This window comes from Sedimentibacter acidaminivorans (assembly GCF_017873955.1).
GTDB classification, from domain to species: domain Bacteria; phylum Bacillota; class Clostridia; order Tissierellales; family Sedimentibacteraceae; genus Sedimentibacter; species Sedimentibacter acidaminivorans.
Genome location: NZ_JAGGKS010000001.1, coordinates 359,017 through 385,484 on the forward strand (window position 1 = coordinate 359,017; position 26,468 = coordinate 385,484).

Below are 26,468 nucleotides of genomic sequence, written 5' to 3' on the forward strand. Positions count from 1 at the left end.
AAAATATTATAATAGTTATTTATTTAATAGTGAAATTACATTTTCTACTTGCAAAAATACTCCCGTCTTAATGCACTCTTCATCAATATCGAAATCATCACAATGAATATTTGATGTTATACCCTTTTTACAATTACCACATCCTAGGTGAAAAAATGCTCCCTTAGCTTCATCTAAAAAATAAGAAAAGTCCTCTGCACCTAAGCTCGGAAAATCTTTAAAAACAACATTTTCCTTTCCTAAAAGACTATATGCATTCTCCTTAACTATATCGATAACCTCATCATCATTAATTAAAGCCTTATATCCTTCATTGAATGTTACGGTCCCATCTCCACCAAGTGCTTTAGCTGTATTAGATACTATCTCTACAATTCTATTTTTTGAAAAACTTCTAGTTTCTTCATCTAAAGCTCTAAGAGTTCCACTAATTACAACTTCATCTGCTATTACATTGCTTTTTACTCCACCGGAGATAGTCCCTAGGGAAAGAACAATTGAATTTAGCGGTGATATATTTCTGCTTACAAGTGATTGAACTGCTGTAATTACATACCCAGAGATCATAATTGCATCTATTCCTTTATCAGGATATGCTCCATGTCCAGACTTACCCTTTACTATAATTTTTATTGTGTCAGTTGATGCGTTTAGTTTGCCATATTTTAGTTCAACTTTCCCCGCATCTAAGTAAGACATAACATGCAAACCTAAGACATAATCAACATCAGGGTTTTTCATGCATCCTTCTTCTACCATACGCTGTGCTCCTCCAATTGTTTCCTCTGCAGGTTGAAACAAGAGCTTAACACTACCATTGAGAGAACCTTCTTCTTCCAATTCTTTTAATATCTTTGCAACCCCTAAAAGGATTGTTGCATGTGCATCATGTCCACAGGCATGCATTACTCCATTATTTATTGAACAATATGAAGTATTATTCTTCTCACATATTGGGAGTGCATCTATATCTGCTCTTAAGGCAATTGTTTTTTGATTTTTTTTACCTCTAATTATTCCTACTACTCCCGTTTCAGCAACCCCACGTTTATAATCTATTCCCCAGTTATCTAGATACTCACATATTTTAGCTGATGTTCTAAATTCATTTTGACTTAATTCAGGATGTGCATGAAAATCTCTCCTAATATCAACAAGTTCCATAAAAATTTCATTAACCCTTTTTTTAATATTCATAATATAATAATCTCCTACTTATAATAAATAGTTTGATACCTTTACTACTTTTTCACCTTTAATATATACCCTAGGAGTTCTTCTTGTTATCCTGCATGCAATTTCATTCTTATTAGTCGCTGCAAGCTGAGAAATCTGATGAATATCTAGTGTATTATTTAAACCATCTCCATATATTATCACTTCATCACCAACACACGCTTCCGGAATATCTGTTAAGTCAACCATACATTGATCCATACATATAACACCTATAATAGGTGCTTTTTTTCCATGAATTGTAACAATGCCCTTATCTCTTAAATTTCTTGGATACCCGTCTGCATATCCAAAAGGAAGGGTTCCAACTATACAGTTTTTATCTGCCTTCCAAAAATAGTCATAGCTTACACCCTCGCCCTTTTCAAGTGCTTTGATGTGATATATTTTTGTTTTAAATGTCATAGCTTGCTTTAACATTATGCTTTCATCTTTATAAGATTTAAGACCATAAATTATAGCGCCAGGTCTAATCATATTTAACCTAAACTCAGGATAATCTATACCTGATATACTATCACATATATGCTTAAATTTAAATTTCCATCCCCTTTGCTCTACTAAATTAACGGCCTCAACAAATTTATTATACTGTAAGTCATCTTCGATTCTTCCTGCTAGAGCAAAATGCGAGAATATTCCTTCTACATATATGTTTTTCAGCTTAAAAATTTCATCAATTTCATCTATACTTTCTTTACAATCTCTGAAACCAAGTCTATTAAATCCTGTATCATATTTTATATGTATTACGGGTTTTTTTCTATTCTTTTTTCCTAAATCATTTAATATTTCAGCTTGACTTAAAGAAAAAATTGTCTGTGTAATATTATTATTAACCACATAGTCCAAATATTCATCAGGTGTATAACCCATTATAAATATTTTATAATCCTCATATTTTTTTCTAAGTTCTAATGCTTCAGTTAATGTTGCAACAGCTAAATACTCGCCTCCATTTTCCATTATAGTAGGTGCAATATCAACAGCACCATGTCCATATCCATTAGCTTTTACAACTGCAGCAATAAAAATATCTTCACCAATTACTTCCTTAATCTTCTTCATGTTATATGCAATATTATCTAAATTAACTTCAATAATTGTATCCCGTAACAATGGCTGATTTTCCAATTTATCAAAACCCTCCCTTATATAATATAGTAAAGCAGCTGATTTAATCTGTTTATCTATTTTTTTTCGTTGTAAATGCGGTACACATATCATGCGTACCGCTTAATTTCTATTGTTAATTGTTATTATAATTCATTTTTAATCATATCTTCATAACTTTGTCTTTTTACTATTATTTTAGATTCTCCATCTTTTACAAGAACTACTGCTGGCAATGGATTTTTATTATAATTACTAGCCATACTATATCCATATGCACCAGTTGAAAATATGGCGAAAATATCTCCCCTTTGCAATGGCGCTACCTTTGCATCTTTAATAAGAATATCACCTGATTCGCAACACTTACCACATATAGTTACTGTATCGGTTTTTGGTTCTTCTGCTTTATTAGCTACTATTCCTTCATATTTTGCTTGATACAATGCTGGTCTCACATTATCCGTCATTCCACCATCAATTGAAACATATTTTCTTATACCTTTAATTTCTTTTATTGTTCCTACGGTATATAGTGTTATACCTGCTTCTCCTACAATACTTCTTCCTGGTTCAATAACCACCTCAGGCCTTGTTATACCTGCTTCTTTTGAGAATTCATCAATCCTTTTCATCATAGGATCCAGAAAATATGAATATGATCTTTTTTCATCTGATTCAGTATACCTGATACCAAATCCTCCGCCAATATTTATTTCCGGTGTTATATAATCATATTTTTCTATTGTTTCTTTAATTAGTTTTAATGAGGTTTCAAGTGCCTTCAAATGTGATGCATTGTCTTGAAGCTGTGAGCCAACATGGAAATGAAAACCCATAAAGTTTACATACTTTGATTTTATTGCTTGTTCTATGGCTGGAAAAATTATTTCATCATCTAATGGAATTCCAAACTTTGAATCCTTTTTTCCTGTTACAATGTAATCATGAGAATCACTTTTCACTCCTGGTGTTATTCTATAAAGAATATTTACCTTTTTATTTTTTTCTTTACATACACTTTCGATTAGTTTTAGTTCATCAAGTCCATCTACTATTATTCTGCCTATATTGTAGTCTATTGCCATCTCTAATTCTACTAGAGATTTATTATTACCATTAAACTCAATTTTCTCAGGTGGAAAGTTTGCCTTTATTGCTGTATATAATTCTCCTCCTGAAACTACATCAATACAAAGACCTTCTCTTTCAATTATATTGCACATTGTAGTAGTTAAAAATGCCTTAGCAGCGTATGCAGCTCTAGTTCTTTCATACTTTTGTAAAAATGTATCTTTAATTTCTTTGCACTTTTTGACCACCGCATTTTCTGAGATAACATACAATGGTGTTCCATATTTCTCAGCTAATTCTAATGTATTGCATCCGTCAAAATACAATATTCCGTTTTTAACTTGTCTATTCATAATATTTTCCTCACGCTTTATATAAAATTACTTAAACTTCTAAAAACAAATAGCTTAACAGCTTTTGATTTAATTATTACAAAACATTTCTTTTTACTTAATCATTCGCTTATATTGCTCTAACTCAATTTCATTTGCTAATATAAAATGTTCTGGCTCAATTTCAACCCACGATGGTGGATTATCTTCATACTTATGACAGCTAGGATCATATATTTCAATTTTCTTATTTTTCTCTAGTCTAGGATTCGGTGTTGGTATTGCAGATAACAGAGATCTTGTATATGGATGAAGAGGATTTGCAAATAGCTTTTCCGTCTCTGCTAATTCTACTATTTTTCCTTTATGAATTACTGCTATCCTATCTGAAATAAACCTTACTACAGACAAATCATGTGCAATGAATAAATAAGTCAAGCCTTTCTTTTCCTGCAAATCTGATAAAAGGTTAATTACCTGTGCTCTAATAGAAACATCCAGAGCAGATATAGGTTCATCTGCAATAACAAGTTCTGGTTCCATAACTAAAACCCTTGCTATACCTATACGCTGTCTTTGTCCTCCTGAAAATTCATGTGGAAATCTGCTTGCAAATTCAGGTAGCAATCCTACTTCTAAAAGTGCTTGTTCCACTATTTTTTTTCTATTTTCTTCAGATCCATAATTTTTCAAGTTATATAATCCTTCTGAAACTATATAGTCAACTTTCGCTCTCTCATTTAATGAAGCCATAGGATCTTGAAAAATCATCTGAATTTTTTTAGTTATTTCTTTATCTAAGTCATCGTCTATTTTTCCACTTATTGGTTTTCCATTATATAATATTTCTCCACCTGAAACAGGATTAATTCTTATAATAGCCCTGCCGATAGTTGTTTTTCCAGAGCCAGATTCCCCTACAAGTCCAAATGTCTCCCCTTTATAAATATTAAAGCTAACATCATTTATTGCAACAAACTTATTGTTTTTTTTACCAAACTCTACTTTTAAGTTTTTTACTTCTAATAATTTTTCTCTTTTATTCATTACTTACACCCCACTTTTCATCCATTTCTCTCATTTTAAGAATCATAGCTGGTGGCTCAATTTTTGGTGACCTTGGGTCCAACAACCATGTACGTGCCTTATGTGTAGGTGTAACTTCAAAGTATGGAGGTCTTTTAACAAAATCAATCTTTAATGCCTTTGGATTTCTAGGAGCAAATGCATCCCCTACTATTTCTTTAAATAGATTTGGTGGTGTTCCTTTAATAGAATATAAGGGTTCACCCTTAATACCCAACTGAGGTAATGATGATAATAATGCCCATGTGTATGGATGCTTTGGATCAAAAAACACTTCATCTGCTGTTCCTAATTCAATTATATCTCCTGCATACATTACTGCAATTCTATCAGCTACATTCGCAACAACACCAAGGTCATGTGTTATATATATTATTGTTAAATCATACTTTTTTTGTAAATTTTTCAGAAGTTGCAAAATTTGTGCTTGAATTGTAACATCAAGAGCAGTTGTAGGTTCATCGCATATAAGTATATTTGGATTACAAGCCACTGCTATTGCAATAACAACCCTTTGTCGCATACCTCCTGAAAATTCATGTGGATATTGCTTAAATCTTTTTTCAGAGTCTGAAATACCTACATCTGATAATATATCTATTGCAAGTTTTTTTGCTTCTTCACCTTTTAAATTTTGGTGTAGTTCAATTGATTCTTGTACCTGTTTACCTATAGTTTTCAGAGGATTAAGAGATGTCATAGGGTCTTGAAACACCATAGCTATTTCTTTTCCTCTAATTTTAATCCAATCGTCTTCTGTTTTGAATTTTGCTAAATTATCACCCTTATACATTATTGTCCCAGATTCAATTCTACCATTAGAATCTAACAATCCCATGAATGATTTAGTGAAAACAGACTTACCTGAACCGGATTCTCCAACTATTGCTAAACTTTCACCTTTGTGCAAATCTAAAGATGCCCCTCTTATAGCTGTTAGTTCTTTTCCCCTTAAATTAAATTTAATTACAATTTCATCAACAGATAAAACTATTTCACCATTTAATATTTCTTCAGTAGCCTTATGCTTCATAATCTGCACCTCCTATACATGATTTCTCGGGTCAGCAGAATCTGCAAACACGTTACCTATTACATAAAATGAAACTGTTACTATAGAAATTACCGCTGCTGGAAACAACAACTGATACCTAAGTGCAGGTGACATCATAAGAATTCTACCTTCATTAATCAAATTACCTAGTGATGGTATATCAAGTGGCAACCCCATACCAATATATGATAAAAATACCTCATTACCAATAGCTAATGGTATTGCAAGCGCCATTCTGAGCATAATTACAGATACTAAATATGGTAATAAGTTTTTTGTAATAATTCTACTAGTTGGTGTACCTAAACATCTTGATGCTAAATTGTATTCTCTATCCCTAATTATTATAATAAGATTTCTTACAAATCTAGCCATACCCAACCAACCCGTCATGCACATAGCAAAAATAATTGTTGGTATGCTTGGTTTCATAATATATGTTAAAATTATTAGTACTACTGTAGTAGGTATATTATCCCACACATTATAAATTTCAGTTATTACTGCATCTAGTTTTCTTACATAGCCCCATAGTGCACCTATTGTTATACCTACTAAAGCTTCAAATAATCCAACTGCAAAACCTATGAAAAGCGACGTCCTAGTTCCACTCCATATACGCGCCCACAAATCCTGACCTATAGAGTTAGTTCCAAACCAATATTCAGCATTAGGTGATTGATTTCTAAGCTGTAATCCAGTTGCTGGATCAAGATATATTTTGTTTGGCAGCTTTTGATTAGGTAAATATGGTTGAACTAAAGTAAATAAAACAACTAATCCTACTATTAGTAAAAGTACTACCGCCACTTTATTTTTTAAAAACACCTGTATTGTAGATCTCCAAAATGAATAATTTGAGTACCCTGTGAGTTCGGCTTTTGATTCATCATATTCTGCAAACTCAAAAAGTGAGGGATCAATGTTGTCTGCTATTTTATTTATAGTCTTAGTGCTCATTATCTTGAACCCCCTTCATTATGTAATTTTATCCTTGGGTCAAATGTTGCCATTAATATATCGCCTAACAATAATCCTATAATTCCTATAGAAGAATATACTAAAACTAATGCTTGAACTAAAGTATTATCCTGCCTTTGAATTGCTGTTACTAAAAGTCCACCAGTTCCTGGTATTGAGAATAATGATTCAACATAAATAGAACCTGATATGGTGTAAAGTATTGATGCTGGTAAATATTGCGCCATTGGTACAAATGCATTTCGCATTACATGTTTTATCATAATAGTTTTGTTTCTTAATCCTTTTGCTCTCGCCAACCTTATATAATCTTTATTTAATTCATCTACCATATATCGTCTAATCCACATGGCATAATATGCTGTACTCACTAAGGATAGACATATTACCGGAAGTATCCAACTCAGCATATTAACCTTTTCATATAACAGTGGTAAATCCAGCCATTTAGTTACAAATACCTGTATCAAAAGATAATAAATTACTGCCGGAACTGCATTTGCACCTACCACATATCCAGTTCCTAATTTATCCCAAATTTTTCCTTTACTCCTGGCCATAAGTATACCCATACTTAATCCTAATACCAACGACAGTGAAAGCGAAGCTAATCCAAATCGTAGAGATACTAAAAACTTGCTACCAATTATTGTTGATATTGCTACCTTTGGTCTATAGGTAATTGATTGTCCTAAATCTCCATGAAGAAGTGAAACATAAAAATCTTTTAATTGTATATACCAAGGATCTAGAAGACCTAAATTTTCTAATTTTGCTTGTTTTTGAAGTTCATCTAACTTGTCATAATTTGTCCCAAAATAACCTTCTACAGGCATCATACGCATGAGTAAGAACACTACTGTTACTACGATTAATAATGTTAAGACAGACCTCAACAGTCTAATTAAATAATATTTCAAATTATAAACACCTACCCTTCTAACTCGTTATGTTAAATAATGAATGTCAATATTAATATTTTTGTACTTTAGAACTATTTTATTAATGAAAACGGGGCCATATAAGCCCCGCTTAATTATATACTTATTTTTTAGCTGCTTCTTTTAAAGCGGCAGCTCGTTTTTCCTGCCATTCAGTCCTAGAAGCATAAAATTCTTCAGTATTCATAGGTTTTGCAAGTAATTTCTGACCCTTCCATCTTAATGTAGATATTCCAAATGAAGAAAACGGCATTTCAAATGGATGAATTTTAGAAGCAACATATCCTTCACTACCACTTACATTGTATGGTATAACAAATGCATTATCTATTAGCATTGCTTCTGCATTTGCAAATAATTCATAACGCTTTGCTAGGTCTGTATATTCACTTTTAGCTTCATTAACTATTCCCTCGTATACTTCATACAGATTTTTGCCATCAGTATCTACATCTGTAGTATATTCAGGGAAATTATAATTACCACCACGACGGAATGGATCTGTATATGTTTGTGGGTCAGCATAATCTGGTCCCCAGTTAACTTTCATTATTGAATAATTACCGGCTCTCCTTGTTCCATCAAGGAATCCAGTAGGAGCATGTGGCATTAATGTTATCTCAATATAATCCGTACCAAGTAGTGTTTCTAATTGTTGCTTTAAAACTTGAGCTTCGTTAGCCCAGTAAGTTGAATCTGTGTTATAAGGCATTAATATTTTTACAGGGAAAGTTGCACCTGCTTGAGTAAGCTCTTCTTTTGCCTTATCTCTGAATGATGAAGCTTCAGTTTCATTAAAAATTTCCTTATCTGTTATTGCTTTTAAGTTTGCTGTTTGTGTAAAATCTAAGCCACTTTGCGAAGCAAAGTCTGGAGGTGTGATAGTGTTTATAATTCTATATTCAGGATTAATTGGATCTTCAGTTGTCATAGTTGCAATTCTATTAAATCCTGACATTATGGATTTACGGAAATTAGAATTATTAACTGCTATCTTCCAATTTTCTGGCTGATATTCTTCATCAAATTTAGGATTAAAGTTAAATGTATAGAAGTAAGTATATGAACCTAATTTATCCGGTCTAACTTGATTAGCTAACTCAGGATTACTCATCCATTCGTCAAGACTTGACGGAGGAATAATAACATGTGAAATTTCACCACGCTTATACATTTCACCAGCAAGTGCTGTTTTTTCTTTGTTATATTTATAATTCAATTCTACTATAAATATATTATCTGCATCCCAATATGTTGGGTTTTTAGTAAGTATTCTTTGCATTTGTGGTTCGAAATCTGAAAGAATATATGCACCGTTATATAATAATGTTGAGTTGCTAGTACCAAAAACATCTCCCATTTCTTCTATGAATGGTCCATATACTGGAAAGAAACATACATATGTTAACATTGACTCAAAGTAAGGAACTGGCTCTTTTAATGTATATTCTAAGGTATACTCGTCTACAGCCTTAACTCCAACTTCTGCGAAATCAGTTATTTCTCCATTAAAATATGCTTCTGCATTCTTTATTACTCCATAAAATAAATTTGCAGTAGCTGACTCATTTACTGGTGTCAATAAATATTTAGCTGCATCCACAAAGTCATTAGCAGTAGTTTCCGCTACTTCATTTCCTTCAAAATCAACCCACTTAACACCTTTTCTTAAATTAAAGGTCCAAGTTAATCCATCGTCTGACACATTCCATGTTTCTGCTAAACCAGGCTGAACAATTCCATATTGATTATAATCTACTAATGTATCAACCAAATTTGCTACTATAAGTTGATCAACATTTGTAGCAGTTTTTAAATAGTTTATTGAAGTAACTTCTTCTGAATAGACTGTTTTATAAACCTGTTCAGAAGCATATCTTCCTCCCTCAGTTATATCATCCGTGGGAGCACTTTCACCTGTTTGAGATGGCGCCTCCGCTGATGGTGTTTGATCTGTATTTGATGTTCCGCCTGAGCATGCTGTTAATATCAAAGTTAATACTAACAACAAAGAAATAACTTTTTTCATTTTATCCTCCTAAATAGTATAATGTATTGTCAAAAACCTTAATTCAGATTTCCAACAACCCTATAATAAAATTTTATTTTATATAATATATTTACTACAAACATATAATAAATATTTATATACACTCTTTTACTATATATCTTATTAACAATATAACAGATATATGATTGACTATATTTTACTTGAAATTTAAATTTATAATAAACAATCGTTTGCACTGATTATTTCTTAATCCAAGCATGTCCCTCCTTCTTTATAACTAATTACTTATAGATAATAAAAATATCAACAAATTAACACATACCAATAATAATATATGACTTCGTTGTTATTTATGGTAAATATTTAATATGCAAAAAGCATGCCAATATAGACATGCTTTTTAAAATTTCATATATCATTCATCTTTGAACGTTTTAAATGCGAACGGTTATTGTTGCTGTTCTACTTTATTAGGAAAACATTTTTCCATTCCGAATATACGTAATAATTAGTCTCTCAAAAATTACAATTACTTAATTATAATAAAAAAAATGACTGTATATTGTAAATTCCGCGATTAAAAATTTCCATTTATATATATTCCTATTTTAAGTACCGATTCCCTTTTTCCGTAATATTATTTGCTCAAATTATACTTTTTTAATTTTTCGTAAAAACTTGTCTTAGAAATTTTTAATAAATTCATGGCTAACTTTTTATCTCCATGACTATATATTATTGCTTCCTCTATTGCTTTTTTTTCTACATCACATATGCTATCTTTTAGCGGTTTTATCTCTTCTTTTTTATTTATTTCTTCATCATTTGATTTACTAATTGCTAAATGTGTAGACATAATTATGTTTCCCTCAGTTAAATTAATTGCTCTTTCAAGAATATTTTCAAGTTCTCTTACATTTCCAGGCCAGTTATAGTCTGTTAACACACTAATAGCCTCTACCGATATTCTTTTTTCTTCACAGCCAATTCTAGTGCAAATTTTAGGTAAGGTATTTCTTACCAAAGGATATATATCGCTCTTTCTATCTCTTAATGGTGGTATCCAAATTGGAAATACATTTATTCTATAATATAAATCTTCTCTGAAATTTCCCAATAATATTTCTTTCTCTAAGTTTTTGTTTGTTGCTGCAATAATCCTCACATCAACTTTTATACTTTTATTTCCTCCTACTTTGTAAAATGTTCTATCCTGAAGCACTTGTAAAAGCTTTACTTGCAAAAATGTTGATATTTCTCCTATTTCATCTAAAAATATAGTTCCTCCTTGAGCTAATTCAAACAGGCCTACCTTCCCTACAACTTTCGCGCCTGTAAAAGCTCCTCCCTCATAACCAAATAATTCACTTTCAAGCAATGTTTCTGGAATAGAACCACAATTTACATGAATAAATGGATTATCTTTATTTTTACTGTTATCATGTATTGCTTTAGCTAGTATGCTTTTTCCTGTTCCACTTTCACCTAATATTAAAACTGTTGAATTAGTTCTAGTAGCTTTTATCGCTAGCTTCATGACATTAGTTATTTCTTTACTTTCACCAACAATTTCCGGCAATAGCTTTCGTATATCTAACTCTTCACTTAGCTTTCTTTCCATCTGTTCTAGATTATAAAGAGCTTCATCCCGCTCTCTAATAACTTTTTTTACTTCAGATATATCATCAACTTTTAGTGCAGCACCAACTCTTACACCATTTTTATTTACTGGAGAAAGAGTACAAATAGTTGGTCTACCATTTATTTCTTTAAATTCATTAACATAGCTAATATTTTTTCCAGTTGCTGCATCAAAAAATTCTTGTGCCGTAATATTACCCTTATGTATTTCAAATATATCTTTACCTATTACATTAAAAAAATCAGATGTTTCTCCTTTCGCTCTAAACTCTTTTCCTTTTAATAAATCAAAAATACCTTCTCCCCTTGCAGTATAACCATGTGTTTGGTAGAATTTCATTTTTTTAGTTTTACCATCCAGGACTACAATATGTCCAAAACAATTTATATAGCGAAGTAAATATTCTTCCTTATTAACCTGTATATTTATTACCCTGTCTTTAAAATCAATGCTACATTTTATGTCCTCATTAGCATAATTGCAATCTAATTTCAATTTTACAGAATCATAATCTGGTTTTATATATTCATAAACTGGGACTTCATTCCCCCCAAATATTCCAACTGCAACTATCGCATCACCGCTCTGTATTTTATTATCGAATATACCAATACAACTCAATGCCTCAGGAGTAAGATTTGCATCATCTTTACCTATGCAATTGTCACCAATAACAATAATATCTCCTTTTTCAATTTTACCGGAATTATGACTAACATCATAATTGTAAGAAATACCAAATATCTCTTTTGCTTTATTGTTATATATTTGAATTTTTCCTTTATTATCTATAAATATAAAACCTTCAGACATCATATCTGTAAACTTTTTAACGTAGCTATCTGTTTCAAACAAATTATACACTCCTCTTCTTGAATATACTTGTCTATTCTAATTGTATTATTATTTCCACCTATAGTCAATCTAATAATGGTTTATAAATGTTTTTTATACCTTTACATTTTACAATATTTATATCTATTCTTTCTATAATTTTAGCTACTAATCCTCATTTTAAAACAGAGAACTGTCACTTAAATGCTTACTAATTATTATATTATAATAGTTGTAATTATTTATAATTTATAATATAATTCAAATTAATTATATGGTCAAGGAGGGTAAAATGAAACCCAAAATAGGAATAGTAAGTAGTATTAGTGCTTTGAACAACAGTTATAATTTAAATTCATGCGATGTACAAGTTATAGTTGAAGCTGGTGGAACGCCATTGATTATTCCATATGATATCAATAGCATAAATGATTATTTATCAATTATTGATGGAATTTACTTTGCTGGAGGCGGGGATATAAATCCCTTATTATTAAATGAGGATCCCCATAAAAACATTGGTCCTATATGCCCAGATAGGGATGCATTTGAAATTGAGATTTGTAAAAAAGCTTTTCAAAAAAAAATCCCCATCATCGGTATTTGCAGAGGGGCACAAATTATAAACATAGCTGCTGGAGGCAGTATTTTTCAAGATTTAAACACTCAAGTAGAAAATCACATATGCCACAAACAGTTAAGCCCAACCCCACTTTCATCATATTTTCATAAAGTTTCATTGGTACCCAATACAATAATTCATGGTATTTTTCAGTCAAATTCAATTTATACAAACTCATATCATCATCAATCTATCAAGGAACCTGCGCCTGATTTTATCATATCAGCTAGAACTAGTGATGGTATTATTGAGGCTATTGAATATGCAGGTGATATATTTATATTAGGTGTACAATGGCATCCTGAAATATTAAATAGTATTCACAAAGAAGCACTTTTAATTTTTAATAAATTTGTTAATGAATGCAGATAACTGAATAAACTAAAAATACCCATATTATTTTACATATGGGTATTTAGCTCTTATATACTTTATTCCATTGTTTGTATTTATTCATTTTCTGTTTCATCAGTTAGTTGTACACCATAAAGTTTATACAACAACTTTGTTATTTCTTCCCCATCTGGGATATAAAAGGATAACCCGCCCATATATTTAGCAGTTCCCGGCATTATCGTCGTATTAATGTTTTCTTTTGAAAAACCTATAGCATCGCCTCCAAGTCCCAAAAGCTCTGTTAATGTAAAATTAGTTTTTACATAAGGATATACAGAATTAATTACACTAGGAAGTTTAAGACTTAAGGCTTTTCCTATTGCAGATTTCACAAATTCCTGTTGTGTCTCTATTCTTCCTACATCACCCTCAATATATCCAGGATATCCTGGGTCACCTTTTCTAAATCGCAAAAATTCCATAGCTTTATCGCCATAAATTATTTGATTACCTGCATTAATATTTATATATAATGGTGGTGTATCATATGGATCAGTATACTTCATATGAAAAGGAACATTAAATTCAACTCCACCTACAGCATCTACTGCTGCTCTTACACCTTCATAATCAATAGATACATATTTGTCTATTGGTATTTTTGTCAAATCTTCTACTGCTTCCATTACAGCTTGTTGTCTATTTTCATCTGTTCCATAAATTGAATTTATTTTCATGAATTCAGAATATTTAGCATATCCTTCTCTTGGATAATATGTGTCTCTAGGAACAGATATAATATCTACCTTTTTATTAATTCTATCATAACTTGCTATCATTAAGGTATCTGATCTATACCCCTCAAGTCCCAAAAGCAAAACATTTACCCTCTTACTTTTCTTCATAGCCTTTTCTAATGGAGTATCAAACTCCGTGATGTCATCTTTATTGTCAATATCGGAATCTTTATTAGGAACCTCTATTGCTATTCCCTCCGGGTTAAAGAACTTAACATATGTAAAAATCCCTGTAAATACAACCATAGAAAAAATTAGTAATGATACAAAAAAAACTTTAAAAAACTGATTCATTTCATGTGGTCCACCTTTCAGTAAGTAAATAAAAAAAATTATATCATAGTTGCCTTTATATTTCAATTGTTTTCGGAAGTACCTTGATTTTCTTGATTTTCTTCGCCATTGTTCATACCATACATATCATATGCAATTTTTTTTATACCATCGACATTTGGTATATAAAACGATAGTCCTTCTAATGGTGTTTCCTCGCCAGGCAATACTTGTACGCTAATGTTATCAGTTGTGAAACCTATAACTTTTCCTGCCAAGCTCAAAAGTTCGTTAAGAGAAAAATTTGTTTGGACATTAGAATACGCTTCCTTTATTACAGCAGGCAATTTAATACTCAAAACTCTTTTTGCTGCTGATTTAATAAACTGTTGCTGTGCTTCTATTCTACCCAGATCTTGATTAGCATATCCTTTTCTAAATCTCAAAAATTTTAGCGATTTTTCCCCATCTAATATTTGTAATCCCTCTGGTATATCTATATTAAGTGGAGGATCATCATACGGGTCACTATACTGCATATGAAAAGGAACATTTACTTCAACTCCACCTATAATATCAATGCATGATACAACACCAGCATAATCAAAAATAACATGTTTTTCAATAGGAATCCCCAATATTTCCTGAACTGCATTTGTTAGTCCTTCTATTCCTTCTTGAGCATATACTGCATTTATTTTTTTCGAATCTGGCCTATCATTATCCCTAGGGTAATATGTATCTCTTGGAATTGATATAAGATCTGCAATTTTTTCTTCTGAATCATAACTTGCTACCATAATGGTGTCAGTTCTCAAACTTTCAAGACCAACAACAAGGACATTAATCCTTTTACTTTTTTTTACAATTCTACCAAAGGCAGTGTTGTAATCATATGTAGATGAAAGCAAATCATTATTATCACTACTTATATCTACATTTATACCTTTAACTATGCCAACAACAATATCCTTATCAACAAATAAAATATATCCCAGCACTGTTACACTCATCAAAACTACAAATAAAACAATTGACGATAAAAATATCTTTAAAAAGTGTTTTATCATTTCCTCTTCCTTTAGTATGTAATATCTTTTAATATAAAATCGTATTATTATATCATTTTTTTTCAGCTTTTTCAAATTTAAATTTCATTAACGCTAAATTTATAAATATTCATTTTTACTCACCTTTTCCCATTCACGAAAAACATTTTCATTTGGTCATGTATTTTTTTTATTTACTCATACCAGCACATGTAACAATCTAGAATTTTTTTTAACTTTTTTAATAAATATGTATTGCATTTTTTCTAAAAAGCTGTTACAATCATGGTATATTTTTAATATCGGAGGATTTTTTTAATGAAAACAGGAACAGTTAAATGGTTTGATTCTAAGAAAGGTTTTGGATTTATCTCTTGCGATGATGGAAATGATGTATTCGTACACTTCTCTGCAATAATGATAGATGGCTTCAAAACCTTGGAAGAAGGTCAAAAAGTTAATTTTGAGATCGTTGACGGCCAAAAAGGACCTCAAGCAAGCAACGTTACTTTAGCGTAGTTGTGCTTTTTGTTTAGGAGAAATAATAAATTTTAATATAGATTGTTGTCATACATATATTAATATTGGTATTTCAAGGAAACATGTAAAGAACTACTAAGATGTAGTTCTTTTTCATTAAGTAACACAAAACTATATTTTAAAAAAATTTGGAGGGTTTTAATGAAAACAGGAACAGTTAAGTGGTTTGATTCAGCAAAAGGATTTGGATTTATTTCTAGTGATGAAGGAAAAGATGTATTTGTTCATTTTTCAGCAATCGTTTCTAATGGTTTTAAAACTTTAGAAGAAGGCCAAAAAGTTACTTTCGAAGTAGTTGAAGGTGCTCGTGGACCTCAAGCAGCTAATGTATCTGTAGCTTAGTCCAAAATCTATCACATTAATACAACAAGACACATATTTCTAAAAAATATGTGTCTTGTTTTTATTATAATTTTTAAAATAAATCTTCTAAGTTCTCTAATTGTTCAAGTGTTGGCATTCCACTTTGCGCTCCAAGCTTCGTTATTGATAATGCAGCTGCCTTATTAGCAAACTTAATTGCTTCTTCAAGATTTTCACCTCTTACTAATGCTGACGCTAATCCGCCATTAAATGTATCTCCAGCACCAGTAGTATCTAATATATCAACCTTATAAGCAGGAATAATTCTAATTTCTTCTCCGTCAAAGTATTTAACACCTTTTGATCCCATAGTTACAATTAACTTGTTTGGATATTGTCTTAATATATCATCTGTATTTTCCGAATTATCTTTTCCAAAAATTATTTTTAACTCATGTTCATTAGGAGTTATATATGTGGAATTTTGAATTAAATTATCACTCAGTTTTAAAGCTGGCGCTGGATTAAGCATAACTTTTATATTATACTTCTTGCATAATTCTACAGTATATTCCACAACTTCAACTGGTATCTCAAGCTGTATTAAAACTATATCAGCGTCTTGTATCACATATTTATTTTTATTTATAATTTCTTTAGTTAATTTATAATTTGATCCCGGTACTACTATTATGCTATTGTCACCTTCAGCCACAACAATATTTGCTACACCTGTTGGTACACTATTTATTTTTTCTATACAAGTAATATCGACATTCATTTCTTTCAAATTTTGTATAGAGAAGTCACCGTTACCATCAGAACCAACACACCCTATCATATAGCTGCTCGATCCTAATTTACTGGCAGCTACAGCTTGGTTTGCACCTTTTCCACCTGGTATAGTATAAAAATTTTGTCCAAGAACTGTTTCCCCTGCATTTGGCCTGATTGATGAAGTGAAAACCATGTCTACATTTATACTTCCTATAACTACTACTTTTCTCATAAAAACCTCCAGTTCTAGAAATACAAAAATTATTTCATTATGTTATCTAATTTATATAATTCACTAAGTAAAATTTCTGTAAATTTATCAGAATCTACCTCTAACAGAACTTTTGGATATGTTTCATCATAATTAACCCAATCTCTAACATCGGCGACTGTATTTCCCCTATTTAATCCTTCTGAACAATCTACTTCTACTTTCATATGTCTATATTTGTATATTTCTGGATATAGCAGATACATTATGCTACAAGCATCATGTATTGGTGTAAATTTTCCATTATTAACATGATCCCCTTTGAAATAAAAATCCAAGATTTTTCCACACATATGAGTAACTTTACCATTACTTTTTAACAGACTATCCACATCTTCTCTATATAATCCAGTTGTGTGAGTAACATTTAATCCACTCATAACTATTGGTATTCCAGATTTAAACACAATGTTTGCCGCCTCTGGATCAGCCCACACATTAAATTCAGCTGAAGGAGTATAATTACCTACATCTGTAGAACCTCCCATTATAGATAAAAGCTCTATTTTCTCCACTACCTCTGGAAAAGTTTTAATTAGAAGAGCTATGTTTGTAAGTGGTCCAATCGGAACTAAAGTAACCATATCTTCACAGTTTAAAATAGTATCTCTTAAAAATGTTATAGCATTGTCCGAACTTAACTGAATTTTAGGTTCTGGCAATTCATAATCACCCATACCATTTTCTCCATGTACTTTGCTCACTACACATTTTTCTCTTAGCAAAGGACCTTTTTGTCCTTTAGCAATCTTAATATCTTTGTTAAAAAATGATATCAATTTAAGAGTGTTAGAGGTTACCTTTTCGATACTTTGATTTCCTGCAACTGTAGTTATCCCAAGAATATTAAGCTTATCCTCATTTGCTATTGCAAAAGATAGAGCTATAATATCATCAATTCCTGGGTCGCAATCTATAATAATATTTCTTTTTTTCATTTTTATCTCCAATCTCTACCGTTACTTGCCGCTAAGTCTATGTCTTTTTTTCATTAAACTGTAGCTGTAAATTCCAAGTCCAATCAATGTAGTTGCATATGGAAGCATTTGAACTAATTCATATGGCAAGGATGCACCCATCTGCATTATATTTGAAAATGCTTGTGCTGCACCAAATAGAAGTGATACTAAAAAACCTCCTATAGGTGTATTTCCACCCATTGTACTTGCTGCTAAGGCAATAAAACCTCTTCCTGCACTCATATCTTTTGTAAAATATGTCATGTATCCTCCTGAAAGGAAAAATCCTCCCATAGCTGCAAGTAACCCACTAATAATCAATGCTGTAAATTGAATTTTTTGAGAACTTATACCAACGGATTCAGCAGCATCTTTATTTTCACCTACTGCTCTAATTCTAAGCCCTAATGGTGTCTTATATAAAAATATATGAACAACTACTACCATAATCAATGATATATATGTCAATATATTTTGATTTGAAATAATTTCACCTAAGAAAGGAATATTCTCTATTAATGGCAAAGCAACTCTAGGTAACTGTAAGCTTTTAATTGAAGATGAAACACCTCTGTCTCCTGATACTGTAAGCATTAAAAAAACCGTTCCGCCTGTAGCTATTAAGTTTATTGCTATAGCAGCAAGTATCTCATCAGTTTTAAGTTTAAGTACAAAAAACGCAAGTACAAAACCTATAAAACCACCTAAAATCATTGTTACAAAAAGACCTAACCACGCACTTTGAAATGCTGCACTAAATAAAACTCCAAATAAAGCTGAGAAAAGCATAATACCTTCAAGTGCCATATTAATTATACCTGATTTAGAAGCAACTGCCGAAGCCAATGTTGCAAATAATATAGGTGTTGTTGCTCTTAATGCTGCATTAAAAAATTCTGGTGATAAAAGAGCATTTAAAATCATATTATTCAACCTCCTTTACATTGCCTAAAGTAGCTTTTGCTTCTTTTGCTATCATTTTATGCTTATATTTACTTAAGAATTGTTCTGCTACAACTAAAAGTATTATTAACCCTTGTGTTATTATTACAATTTCAGTTGCTACATCTGTAGAACGAGACATTATTGATGCCCCTGTTCTTAAATAAGCCAAGAAAAATGCTGCAAATGGTACATATAAAGGATTCTTTTTTGCTAGTGTTGTTATTATTATCGCATCCCAGCCATATCCTAATAGAGAAGTCCAAGAAAATCTACTATACATACCAAGAATTTCAACTCCTCCACCTAATCCAATAACGAATCCACCAAGCAAGCTTGAAATTAACGTAATCTTTAACACATTAATACCTGAATACCTTGCAAAATCCTGATTTTCACCTGTAACTCTAAGTTCATAACCTAATTTAGTTTTGTATAAAAATACATATCCTAACAATGCTACAACAATAGCTATAAACAAGCCTATATGTATTCTTGTTCCAGCAAATATTGTACTAAACTGTGTCATTTCAGGCACTGCATATGATACAACGGAGCCTGCTGAAGGATCTTTAATAAAATAGCTTAATATATAATTTGAAAAATACAATATCAAATAATTCATCATCAAGGATGAAACTAGAATGTCTGATTCGGTTTTTATTTTTAAAACTGCTGGTATTGCAGTGACTAATGAACCTGCTATACCTGCTAATAATATACAAACAATCGGGCTTATTCCAGCAGGGAGTGTTGTATTTAGAGCTATTACAGTAGCAACAAGTCCTCCTATATGAAACGACCCTTCTCCAGCTAAATTTATTTGATTAGCTGAAAACATAATACTTACCCCTACACCTGTAAATATTAATGGAATCATTGCCTCAATAACATTTCCAAAACGTCTTGTGCTTTCAAGTGGTCCTGTAAGCAACTTAACAACGGCTTTTACTGGCTCATGACTTGTAAGAAGTATTAATATAAATGAAATTAATAATGCAATTCCAACAGATAGCAAAGTTCTAAGTATATTAAATTTAGTATTACTGTTCATATATGATTCCCTCCAATCTGTCATCATGCTTAATTCCTAGCATATACTTTCCTAACTCTATTTCAGTGACACTATCTACATCTTTAAATACACCTGCAAACTTTCCTTTATACATAACAGCTAATCTATCACTTAATTCAAAAACCTCATTCAAATCTGCTGAAATAAGTATAACAGCACATCCTGCATCTCTATACTCTATAATTCTTTGTCTAATAAATGATGCTGCACCAACATCTATACCTCTAGTAGGTTGATTTGCAATAATAATTTTGGGGTTAGTAGAAAATTCTCTTGCTACAACAACCTTCTGAATATTTCCTCCAGAAAGCATTCCTACATTTTGCTTAGATGATTTACATTTTACTAAATACTCTTTGATTAATTCGTTTACTCTTTCCTGAATTTTTTTAGACTTTAACATTACTTTTCCAGACAACTCTTTGCTATCAAATTGATTAGATAATATATTATCTAAAATATTCATGTTTTTTGCACAACCAAGTGTCATTCTATCTTCTGGTATATGCGCCATACCGCTTTCTCTAATTTGTTTAATACTATGTTTTTTTATATCTTCATCAAAAACAAGTATTTCACCGTTATATTTTTTATTAAGTCCTGTTATAGCCTCAACTAGATGACCTTGTCCATTTCCCTCAACTCCAGCTATTCCAAATATTTCTCCAGCCTTTAAGTCAAAAGATAAATCATCTACTCTTAAAACGCCTGTAGAACCTTTAACCGTTAGATTTCTAACTTTCATTACTGTATCTTTAAGTTCTATAGGTTTTTTATCAAAGGAAAGAACAACATCTCTACCAACCATGAGTCTAGACATTTCAGTAGTTGAAATATCAGCTACATTGTGAGTACCTTTGCTTTTTCCATTTCTCATTATTGTTGCCCTATCGCAAATTTCTTTTATTTCGTCTAATTTATGAGATATGAAAATTATTGTATGACCCTTTTCCTTAAGCTTTTTAAGCTGAATAAATAACTCATCTGTTTCTTGTGGAGTTAAAACTGCTGTTGGTTCGTCTAGTATTAAAACATCTGCACCTCTATACAACGCCTTTAAAATTTCCACTTTTTGTTTTATACCAACAGGAAGCTCTTCAACCTTAGATGTAACATCTATTTCAAAATTATACTTTTTAGCTATTTCTTTAGAAATTTCAACTGCCTTGTCCATATCAATAAACATTTTACTTTTTGCTGGTTCCACACCTAATACTATATTTTCTGCAACAGTTAGTGACGGAACAAGCATAAAATGTTGATGAACCATTCCAATACCTTTACTTATTGCATCTTGTGGAGATTTAACAGTAGTTTCTTTGTCATTTAAAATTATTTGTCCCTGTTCTGGAGATTCAATACCAAACAAAACCTTCATAAGTGTAGATTTTCCTGCTCCATTTTCTCCCAACAAAGCATGTATTTCGCCTTTTATAAGTTCAAAAGTAACATCTTCTACAGCAACTACTCCATTAGGGTATATTTTCATTATGTGATTCATCTGCAACACTTTATTGCTCAATCCTTATCCCTCCAATTTTTTTAATTAATAACTAACAATCGATAGCTAAAACTAGTTAGCAATTCTTAATTATTAATGATAGACTTGCAATAGTCAGGTGGATATACCACCTGACTCACAATCATAGATAACTATATACTATTTTACTGAATCCATAATTGCTTTTATTTCTTCAGTAGTTTTTCCAGCTGAAGTATCAACAACTATATCTCCAGAAATAATTTGTTGTTCAAACTCATCAATTTTTGTTCTGATATTTTCAGGAACCATTTCTTCATAATGAGCATCTTTTACTAACTCAACTCCACCTTCAGAAAATCCTAACTTTTCAACAGCACCATATTGAAGTTTTCCTTCCATGTCCATTTGAATAGCTCTGAATAATGAATTTCCAACATTTTTAAGTGCTGAAGTAGGAATGAATTCTGCTTTTTCTGGTAATAAAGCAGCTTGGTCTGAGTCAACTCCAATTGCATATCTTTTAGCATCTACTGCTGCATCTATTTGACCTAATCCTGCTGAACCAGCAACATTGTATCCAACGTCTACACCATTTTGATATTGTACTAATGCAAGGTCTTTACCTGCTGCTGAATCATAAAAGTTTCCAACAAAAGCTATTGCAACTTTTATTTCAGGCTCAACATGTTTAGCTCCTTGGATATATCCAACTAAAAAGTCTTGGATTATTGAGTTTTCCATTCCACCTAAGAAACCAATCATTTTATTTGATGGGTCTATCATTGGAAGATTTTCATCAGTAGTCATCATAGCAGCTGCTGCTCCAACTAAGAATGAAACTTCGTTTTGTTTGTACATTACATTATAAATATTATTAAAGTTTCCTGTATCGAACTCATTGAATGTTTCATCAAAGAATATAAATTTTTGATCTGGGAATTCTTGAGCTGCTGCAGAAAGTGCTTCATACATTTGCCAAGTTCCTATAATTATAACATCATATTCTCCAGTGTCACAGTAATCTAATAATGTAGGTTCCCATTTTGGCTCATCGGCAGCAGTAGCTCCCATTTGCTCAACTTTGAAATCAAATTTGTCAGCACCTAATTCATCTTTAAGTTTTTGAAGTCCTTCATTTGCTGAATCAAAGAATGATTTGTCTCCTAATGTTCCATTTAACAAAAGTGCTGCCTTGTATGGCTTTGCATCAGCTGCAGGTGTTTCTGTAGCTGGAGTTTCTGTAGCAGGAGTTTCTGTAGATGGTGTTTCTGCAGGTTTTTGAGCACAAGCAGCCAAAGAGAAAATCATAACTACTACTAGTAATAGCGATAAAACTTTTTTCATTTTTGTTCCTCCTAATTTTTTTTAGCATTCTTTATGTAATATAAAGTATCATCGACTAAATCTTCCAGATTAATTTCATCATAACCCCTCATATATGTTATGAGTTTGTCAAAAGCTGGATGAATGAGTCTTTTTGGAATGATACGCATTCCCTGTTGAATTCCTAGTACAGGCATAATCATACCTGCATTACAATCTGCGTCTATACCACACATTGTTACAATATTTAGTGTTTTTTCATAGTCGCCTTCACCATACATAAGTGCTATAACTTCACAGCAAGCATTTGGATACGCATGTATCCAGTTATATTTTATATATTTCTGTTCGCATTCTTCTAATGCATCATGCCAATCTTTATGTTTTAGACAGCTATCATATGCAAAGCGAACTACAGAATAATATTCACTATCAGCTGGTATTAAATCTATTGATGATTTAACTATTTCTTTTATGTCACTTGACACAAAAGCCATAGAAATTAAAACTGCATTAAATATCTCACCTAATATACCATTGTTGGCATGGGATACTTCTCCATCTTTCCAAGCTAGCTCTGCTGCAAGTAGTGGGTTTCCCGGCGCAACCATGCCGCATACTGCACCTCTCATTTGTGCACCAATCCACTCATTGAAAGGATTGTTAAATTTAGCGCTTTCTGGTGGCATCAATCCAGCCCTAATATTTCTTAAAGCTATTTCTTCTGCTGACCATCCACATGGAATTAAGCCAATCCACGATAAAGCGATATCTTTAGACGTCAAATTATAGCCTTTTTGCTTGAATGCATCAAGAAATGCAATTTCGAAGGTTATGTCATCATTATAAGTATTAGGTTCTCTTATATAATCTTTTACATCACCAAAGGCGTTATACAAATTTTTAGATGTATATCCTTCTACCATTGTTCCCATTGCTGCACCAATTAGTTGTGACATCCATGCAGCCTTTATTTGATCTTTAAATTTATCTGTATTTACATTAACTTCTACTGATTCTTTAAAAAATACACTTTTTTTATATTCTTCAAAGCTATTGTATTGTTTAAATTTCCAATAATCAGATTCTTCATTTTTCTTTACATTTAAAAATGTATTTCTCATTTCAGCTGAAATTTTTTGTAACTCTATATTATCTCCCTCTGAATGAGCCTTTACTCCTCTTTCTAAAAGTTCATATCCATTCTCTACGATATATCCTCTATTTTCTAGTGCTTGTATTGATGCCACCATTATTTTTTCTGGTGCTCCAGACCCTGGCACATTGCTTGACCAATCTAAAGACAATTGAGCGTCATAGAAATCAGAAACAGCTTTAAGAGAACTCCATCCTTGATCTTCACTGTTTAAAATTCTTGGTTTAGCATTTGAAAATATATCATATGCAATTTCCCATGCTTTCATATTTTCTTCCTTTCCGTTGTTAGTTTTCCTTTTTTGCAACAATGAGTTTATGCTAATTCCAAAGCAATTTTCATCATATCTTTAAACCCTTTTTCTCTTTGTTCTGGTGTGGTTTCTGATTGTCTTGCTATAGAATCAGATACTGTTAATATAGTAAGTGCATTAACTCCTGCTCTTGAAGCATTACAATATAGTGCGTAGCTTTCCATTTCAGCTGCAACAATACCCATCTTTGCCCATCTTTTCCAATCATCTGGACTGTCATGGTAAAACACATCTGATGTTACTATATTTCCAACTACTGTATGTATACCATTTTCATCAGCAATCTTTTTAGCATTTGATAAAAGTTCCCATGATGCTGTCGCAGAAAAAGTACCAGGCAAATCATATTGATATGCAAAGTTAGTATCTGTGCTTGCTCCTATAGCCAATACTATATCAAACAACTTTAGATTTTCATCATATGCACCGCATGATCCTATACGAATTAAATTTTTAACTCCATACATATGTATTAACTCATATGAGTATATTCCTATTGATGCACATCCCATTCCTGTGCCCATTACTGATACTCTTTTTCCATTGTAAGTACCTGTGTATCCAAACATATTTCTTACTGCATTAAATTGCTCAACATCCTGCAAAAAATTTTCTGCAATAAATTTTGCTCTTAGTGGATCTCCAGGCAACAATACTGTTTCTGCTATATTTCCTTTAATTGCACTATTATGTGGTGTTGTCATATTATATCTCCTTTATTTTTAGTTTTATCCTAAATATTTAGTTAAAAAAATCTATACTCTCCTTGATAATTTTTCCTTATTAAAGCCATAATGTATAATTGTTTAATAATATAATATTCAGCAGGAAAACTTTCATCAAGTGTATAGATTATCATTCATTCTTCTATTACCTTTTCTAATGTTATAAATAGTGATATTTTTAGTATATTCATAGAAAATACATATAAATTGTACTTCCATAATACCATTTTGTCAATAGTTTGAATTAAATGTCACTTTATTTTTTTAATTTTTTATTACTAGGGCTTTTAAAATTTTTGCCCATCTTGTTATTATCTTTGCTATCGAAAATAGGTTTTTCTTTTTTATTTGATAGTTTTATACCATCTTTGGTAATTTCAACCATTCCTCTTTTCATTAGCCTACCTACTCCTTTTTTAAATGAACTTTTACTCATACCAAGCATTTCACTTATTTTAGCTGGGTTACTATTATCATTTAAAGGAAGTTGTCCTTTATTCTTTGCAAGCGCATTAAAAATTCTATCCCCATCCCTATCTATCTGCAACTTTGGCGCATCCTTCAAGCTTAAGTCAAGTTTTCCATCTTCTTTAATATGACTTATTCTTACTTCAACATCATCTCCAGATCTCAAGGGTTTAAGTATTTCTCCCTCGTGTATCAAACCTAAATATTTTCCTTCTACAGCAACCATTGCTCCAAGTCCTCTTTTTAAACTAAATACAGTTCCCTTCACAATGTCATTTACTTTATATGGTGAATCCGTTCTAAGAACTTTAAATAAGTTCATAGTAGCACACAATCTATCTGATTTGTCAACGTATAGACCAACCATGTATTCACCATTATTTCTAATTTCACCAATTTGTTCTTTATATGGTAGAAACAAATCTTTTTCTAACCCCCAGTTTAAAAAGGCTCCTATTTTAGATAATTCTACAACTTTTAAAAATCCTATTTCCCCTATTACTATCTTAGGTTTGTTTACTGTAGATATTACCCTATCATTTGAATCTCTGTACACAAAAACAGATATTTTATCACCTATTTCTGTATTTTCAGGTACTTGTTTTTTTGGCAACAGTATTTTGTTTTCACCTTTTACATCTTCAGAGCTTTTTAAATAAACTCCAAAATCCATCTTCTTAACTACTTCAAGTTCTTGTATTTCTCCAAGTTTAATCATTTTCTCACCTTCCTTTCTACAGACAAGGAGACTT

Annotated in this window: 23 protein-coding genes; 3 read left to right on the top strand and 20 right to left on the bottom strand. The window is 31.4% G+C overall.

The genetic code is table 11. The features are described from left to right. Window positions 1-15 precede the first annotated feature (15 nt). The 9 genes from J2Z76_RS01550 to J2Z76_RS01590 all read right to left on the bottom strand — a co-directional run bounded on the left by J2Z76_RS01550 (window position 16) and on the right by J2Z76_RS01590 (window position 12,325). Entirely contained in the window at window positions 16-1,197 is a 1,182-nt protein-coding gene (locus J2Z76_RS01550; protein WP_209510222.1) for a M20 metallopeptidase family protein, read from the bottom strand. Between the two features lie 18 nt (window positions 1,198-1,215). After that, on the bottom strand, window positions 1,216-2,370 hold the full coding sequence (gene alr, locus J2Z76_RS01555) for an alanine racemase (RefSeq protein ID WP_245210264.1): 1,155 nt from the start codon (window positions 2,368-2,370) through the stop codon (window positions 1,216-1,218). A 125-nt stretch (window positions 2,371-2,495) separates the two neighbouring features. Then, on the bottom strand, window positions 2,496-3,776 hold the full coding sequence (lysA, locus tag J2Z76_RS01560; protein ID WP_209510224.1) for a diaminopimelate decarboxylase: 1,281 nt from the start codon (window positions 3,774-3,776) through the stop codon (window positions 2,496-2,498). A gap of 93 nt (window positions 3,777-3,869) precedes the next feature. Beyond that, window positions 3,870-4,802 (bottom strand): ATP-binding cassette domain-containing protein, encoded by a 933-nt coding sequence (locus J2Z76_RS01565; RefSeq protein ID WP_209510225.1) that lies wholly within the window; start codon window positions 4,800-4,802, stop codon window positions 3,870-3,872. Next, window positions 4,795-5,874, bottom strand: a complete 1,080-nt coding sequence (locus J2Z76_RS01570; RefSeq protein ID WP_209510226.1) for an ABC transporter ATP-binding protein — start codon at window positions 5,872-5,874, stop codon at window positions 4,795-4,797. The genes J2Z76_RS01565 and J2Z76_RS01570 overlap by 8 nt, the downstream gene beginning before the upstream one ends. 12 nt (window positions 5,875-5,886) lie before the next feature. Further along, the gene (locus tag J2Z76_RS01575) at window positions 5,887-6,855 is read right to left on the bottom strand and encodes an ABC transporter permease (protein ID WP_209510227.1); all 969 of its coding nucleotides are present in this window, start codon (window positions 6,853-6,855) and stop codon (window positions 5,887-5,889) included. Next, window positions 6,855-7,796: an ABC transporter permease gene (locus J2Z76_RS01580; protein ID WP_245210265.1), complete on the bottom strand. Its 942-nt coding sequence runs from the start codon at window positions 7,794-7,796 to the stop codon at window positions 6,855-6,857. Before J2Z76_RS01580 ends, J2Z76_RS01575 begins: the two co-directional genes overlap by 1 nt. 124 nt (window positions 7,797-7,920) lie before the next feature. Further along, window positions 7,921-9,846: a peptide ABC transporter substrate-binding protein gene (locus J2Z76_RS01585; protein ID WP_209510228.1), complete on the bottom strand. Its 1,926-nt coding sequence runs from the start codon at window positions 9,844-9,846 to the stop codon at window positions 7,921-7,923. Between the two features lie 619 nt (window positions 9,847-10,465). Then, window positions 10,466-12,325 (bottom strand): sigma-54 interaction domain-containing protein, encoded by a 1,860-nt coding sequence (locus tag J2Z76_RS01590; RefSeq protein WP_245210266.1) that lies wholly within the window; start codon window positions 12,323-12,325, stop codon window positions 10,466-10,468. Between the two features lie 271 nt (window positions 12,326-12,596). Here J2Z76_RS01590 and J2Z76_RS01595 point away from each other — a divergent pair, with 271 nt between their 5' ends. Next, entirely contained in the window at window positions 12,597-13,298 is a 702-nt protein-coding gene (locus tag J2Z76_RS01595; protein WP_209510229.1) for a gamma-glutamyl-gamma-aminobutyrate hydrolase family protein, read from the top strand. 77 nt (window positions 13,299-13,375) lie between these two features. On the opposite strand, the gene J2Z76_RS01600 is transcribed toward J2Z76_RS01595, so the two are convergent. Beyond that, the gene (locus J2Z76_RS01600; RefSeq protein WP_209510230.1) at window positions 13,376-14,353 is read right to left on the bottom strand and encodes an LCP family protein; all 978 of its coding nucleotides are present in this window, start codon (window positions 14,351-14,353) and stop codon (window positions 13,376-13,378) included. 62 nt (window positions 14,354-14,415) lie between these two features. Continuing rightward, a complete protein-coding gene (locus J2Z76_RS01605) occupies window positions 14,416-15,402 on the bottom strand; it encodes an LCP family protein (RefSeq protein ID WP_209510231.1) in 987 nt (328 codons plus the stop codon). Between the two features lie 297 nt (window positions 15,403-15,699). Here J2Z76_RS01605 and J2Z76_RS01610 point away from each other — a divergent pair, with 297 nt between their 5' ends. Beyond that, window positions 15,700-15,900, top strand: a complete 201-nt coding sequence (locus J2Z76_RS01610; RefSeq protein WP_209510232.1) for a cold-shock protein — start codon at window positions 15,700-15,702, stop codon at window positions 15,898-15,900. 162 nt (window positions 15,901-16,062) lie between these two features. Further along, complete coding sequence (locus J2Z76_RS01615; RefSeq protein ID WP_209510233.1) at window positions 16,063-16,263, top strand: cold-shock protein; 201 nt, start codon at window positions 16,063-16,065, stop codon at window positions 16,261-16,263. Between the two features lie 73 nt (window positions 16,264-16,336). On the opposite strand, the gene rbsK is transcribed toward J2Z76_RS01615, so the two are convergent. From rbsK to J2Z76_RS01660, 9 genes are all read right to left on the bottom strand, one after another. Beyond that, window positions 16,337-17,233: a ribokinase gene (rbsK, locus tag J2Z76_RS01620; RefSeq protein ID WP_209510234.1), complete on the bottom strand. Its 897-nt coding sequence runs from the start codon at window positions 17,231-17,233 to the stop codon at window positions 16,337-16,339. Window positions 17,234-17,262: 29 nt separating this feature from the next. Then, window positions 17,263-18,210 carry a nucleoside hydrolase gene (locus J2Z76_RS01625; RefSeq protein ID WP_209510235.1) on the bottom strand — a complete coding sequence of 316 codons (948 nt, stop codon included), beginning with the start codon at window positions 18,208-18,210 and terminating at the stop codon, window positions 17,263-17,265. Window positions 18,211-18,231: 21 nt separating this feature from the next. Then, window positions 18,232-19,155, bottom strand: coding sequence for an ABC transporter permease (locus J2Z76_RS01630; protein ID WP_209510236.1), 924 nt, complete (start codon window positions 19,153-19,155; stop codon window positions 18,232-18,234). A 1-nt stretch (window position 19,156) separates the two neighbouring features. Then, window positions 19,157-20,227, bottom strand: coding sequence for an ABC transporter permease (locus tag J2Z76_RS01635; protein ID WP_209510237.1), 1,071 nt, complete (start codon window positions 20,225-20,227; stop codon window positions 19,157-19,159). Beyond that, window positions 20,217-21,770, bottom strand: a complete 1,554-nt coding sequence (locus tag J2Z76_RS01640; RefSeq protein WP_209510238.1) for an ABC transporter ATP-binding protein — start codon at window positions 21,768-21,770, stop codon at window positions 20,217-20,219. Before J2Z76_RS01640 ends, J2Z76_RS01635 begins: the two co-directional genes overlap by 11 nt. A gap of 138 nt (window positions 21,771-21,908) precedes the next feature. After that, window positions 21,909-23,075 carry a BMP family lipoprotein gene (locus J2Z76_RS01645; RefSeq protein WP_209510239.1) on the bottom strand — a complete coding sequence of 389 codons (1,167 nt, stop codon included), beginning with the start codon at window positions 23,073-23,075 and terminating at the stop codon, window positions 21,909-21,911. Between the two features lie 11 nt (window positions 23,076-23,086). Beyond that, window positions 23,087-24,478 (bottom strand): ADP-ribosylglycohydrolase family protein, encoded by a 1,392-nt coding sequence (locus J2Z76_RS01650; protein WP_209510240.1) that lies wholly within the window; start codon window positions 24,476-24,478, stop codon window positions 23,087-23,089. 47 nt (window positions 24,479-24,525) lie between these two features. Then, window positions 24,526-25,227, bottom strand: a complete 702-nt coding sequence (deoD, locus tag J2Z76_RS01655; protein ID WP_209510241.1) for a purine-nucleoside phosphorylase — start codon at window positions 25,225-25,227, stop codon at window positions 24,526-24,528. Between the two features lie 277 nt (window positions 25,228-25,504). After that, a complete protein-coding gene (locus J2Z76_RS01660; RefSeq protein WP_209510242.1) occupies window positions 25,505-26,434 on the bottom strand; it encodes a CvfB family protein in 930 nt (309 codons plus the stop codon). Window positions 26,435-26,468: the final 34 nt, after the last annotated feature.

Coding starts and splice junctions, on each gene's coding strand:
- J2Z76_RS01650 (WP_209510240.1), bottom strand. CDS start 24,478: ATGAAAGCATGGGAAATTGCATATGATATATTTTCAAATGCTAAACCA.
- J2Z76_RS01575 (WP_209510227.1), bottom strand. CDS start 6,855: ATGAGCACTAAGACTATAAATAAAATAGCAGACAACATTGATCCCTCA.
- J2Z76_RS01595 (WP_209510229.1), top strand. CDS start 12,597: ATGAAACCCAAAATAGGAATAGTAAGTAGTATTAGTGCTTTGAACAAC.
- J2Z76_RS01635 (WP_209510237.1), bottom strand. CDS start 20,227: ATGAACAGTAATACTAAATTTAATATACTTAGAACTTTGCTATCTGTT.
- J2Z76_RS01630 (WP_209510236.1), bottom strand. CDS start 19,155: ATGATTTTAAATGCTCTTTTATCACCAGAATTTTTTAATGCAGCATTA.
- deoD (WP_209510241.1), bottom strand. CDS start 25,227: ATGACAACACCACATAATAGTGCAATTAAAGGAAATATAGCAGAAACA.
- J2Z76_RS01615 (WP_209510233.1), top strand. CDS start 16,063: ATGAAAACAGGAACAGTTAAGTGGTTTGATTCAGCAAAAGGATTTGGA.
- J2Z76_RS01645 (WP_209510239.1), bottom strand. CDS start 23,075: ATGAAAAAAGTTTTATCGCTATTACTAGTAGTAGTTATGATTTTCTCT.
- J2Z76_RS01610 (WP_209510232.1), top strand. CDS start 15,700: ATGAAAACAGGAACAGTTAAATGGTTTGATTCTAAGAAAGGTTTTGGA.
- J2Z76_RS01605 (WP_209510231.1), bottom strand. CDS start 15,402: ATGATAAAACACTTTTTAAAGATATTTTTATCGTCAATTGTTTTATTT.
- J2Z76_RS01625 (WP_209510235.1), bottom strand. CDS start 18,210: ATGAAAAAAAGAAATATTATTATAGATTGCGACCCAGGAATTGATGAT.
- lysA (WP_209510224.1), bottom strand. CDS start 3,776: ATGAATAGACAAGTTAAAAACGGAATATTGTATTTTGACGGATGCAAT.
- J2Z76_RS01660 (WP_209510242.1), bottom strand. CDS start 26,434: ATGATTAAACTTGGAGAAATACAAGAACTTGAAGTAGTTAAGAAGATG.
- J2Z76_RS01550 (WP_209510222.1), bottom strand. CDS start 1,197: ATGAATATTAAAAAAAGGGTTAATGAAATTTTTATGGAACTTGTTGAT.
- J2Z76_RS01600 (WP_209510230.1), bottom strand. CDS start 14,353: ATGAATCAGTTTTTTAAAGTTTTTTTTGTATCATTACTAATTTTTTCT.
- rbsK (WP_209510234.1), bottom strand. CDS start 17,233: ATGAGAAAAGTAGTAGTTATAGGAAGTATAAATGTAGACATGGTTTTC.
- J2Z76_RS01565 (WP_209510225.1), bottom strand. CDS start 4,802: ATGAATAAAAGAGAAAAATTATTAGAAGTAAAAAACTTAAAAGTAGAG.
- J2Z76_RS01585 (WP_209510228.1), bottom strand. CDS start 9,846: ATGAAAAAAGTTATTTCTTTGTTGTTAGTATTAACTTTGATATTAACA.
- J2Z76_RS01570 (WP_209510226.1), bottom strand. CDS start 5,874: ATGAAGCATAAGGCTACTGAAGAAATATTAAATGGTGAAATAGTTTTA.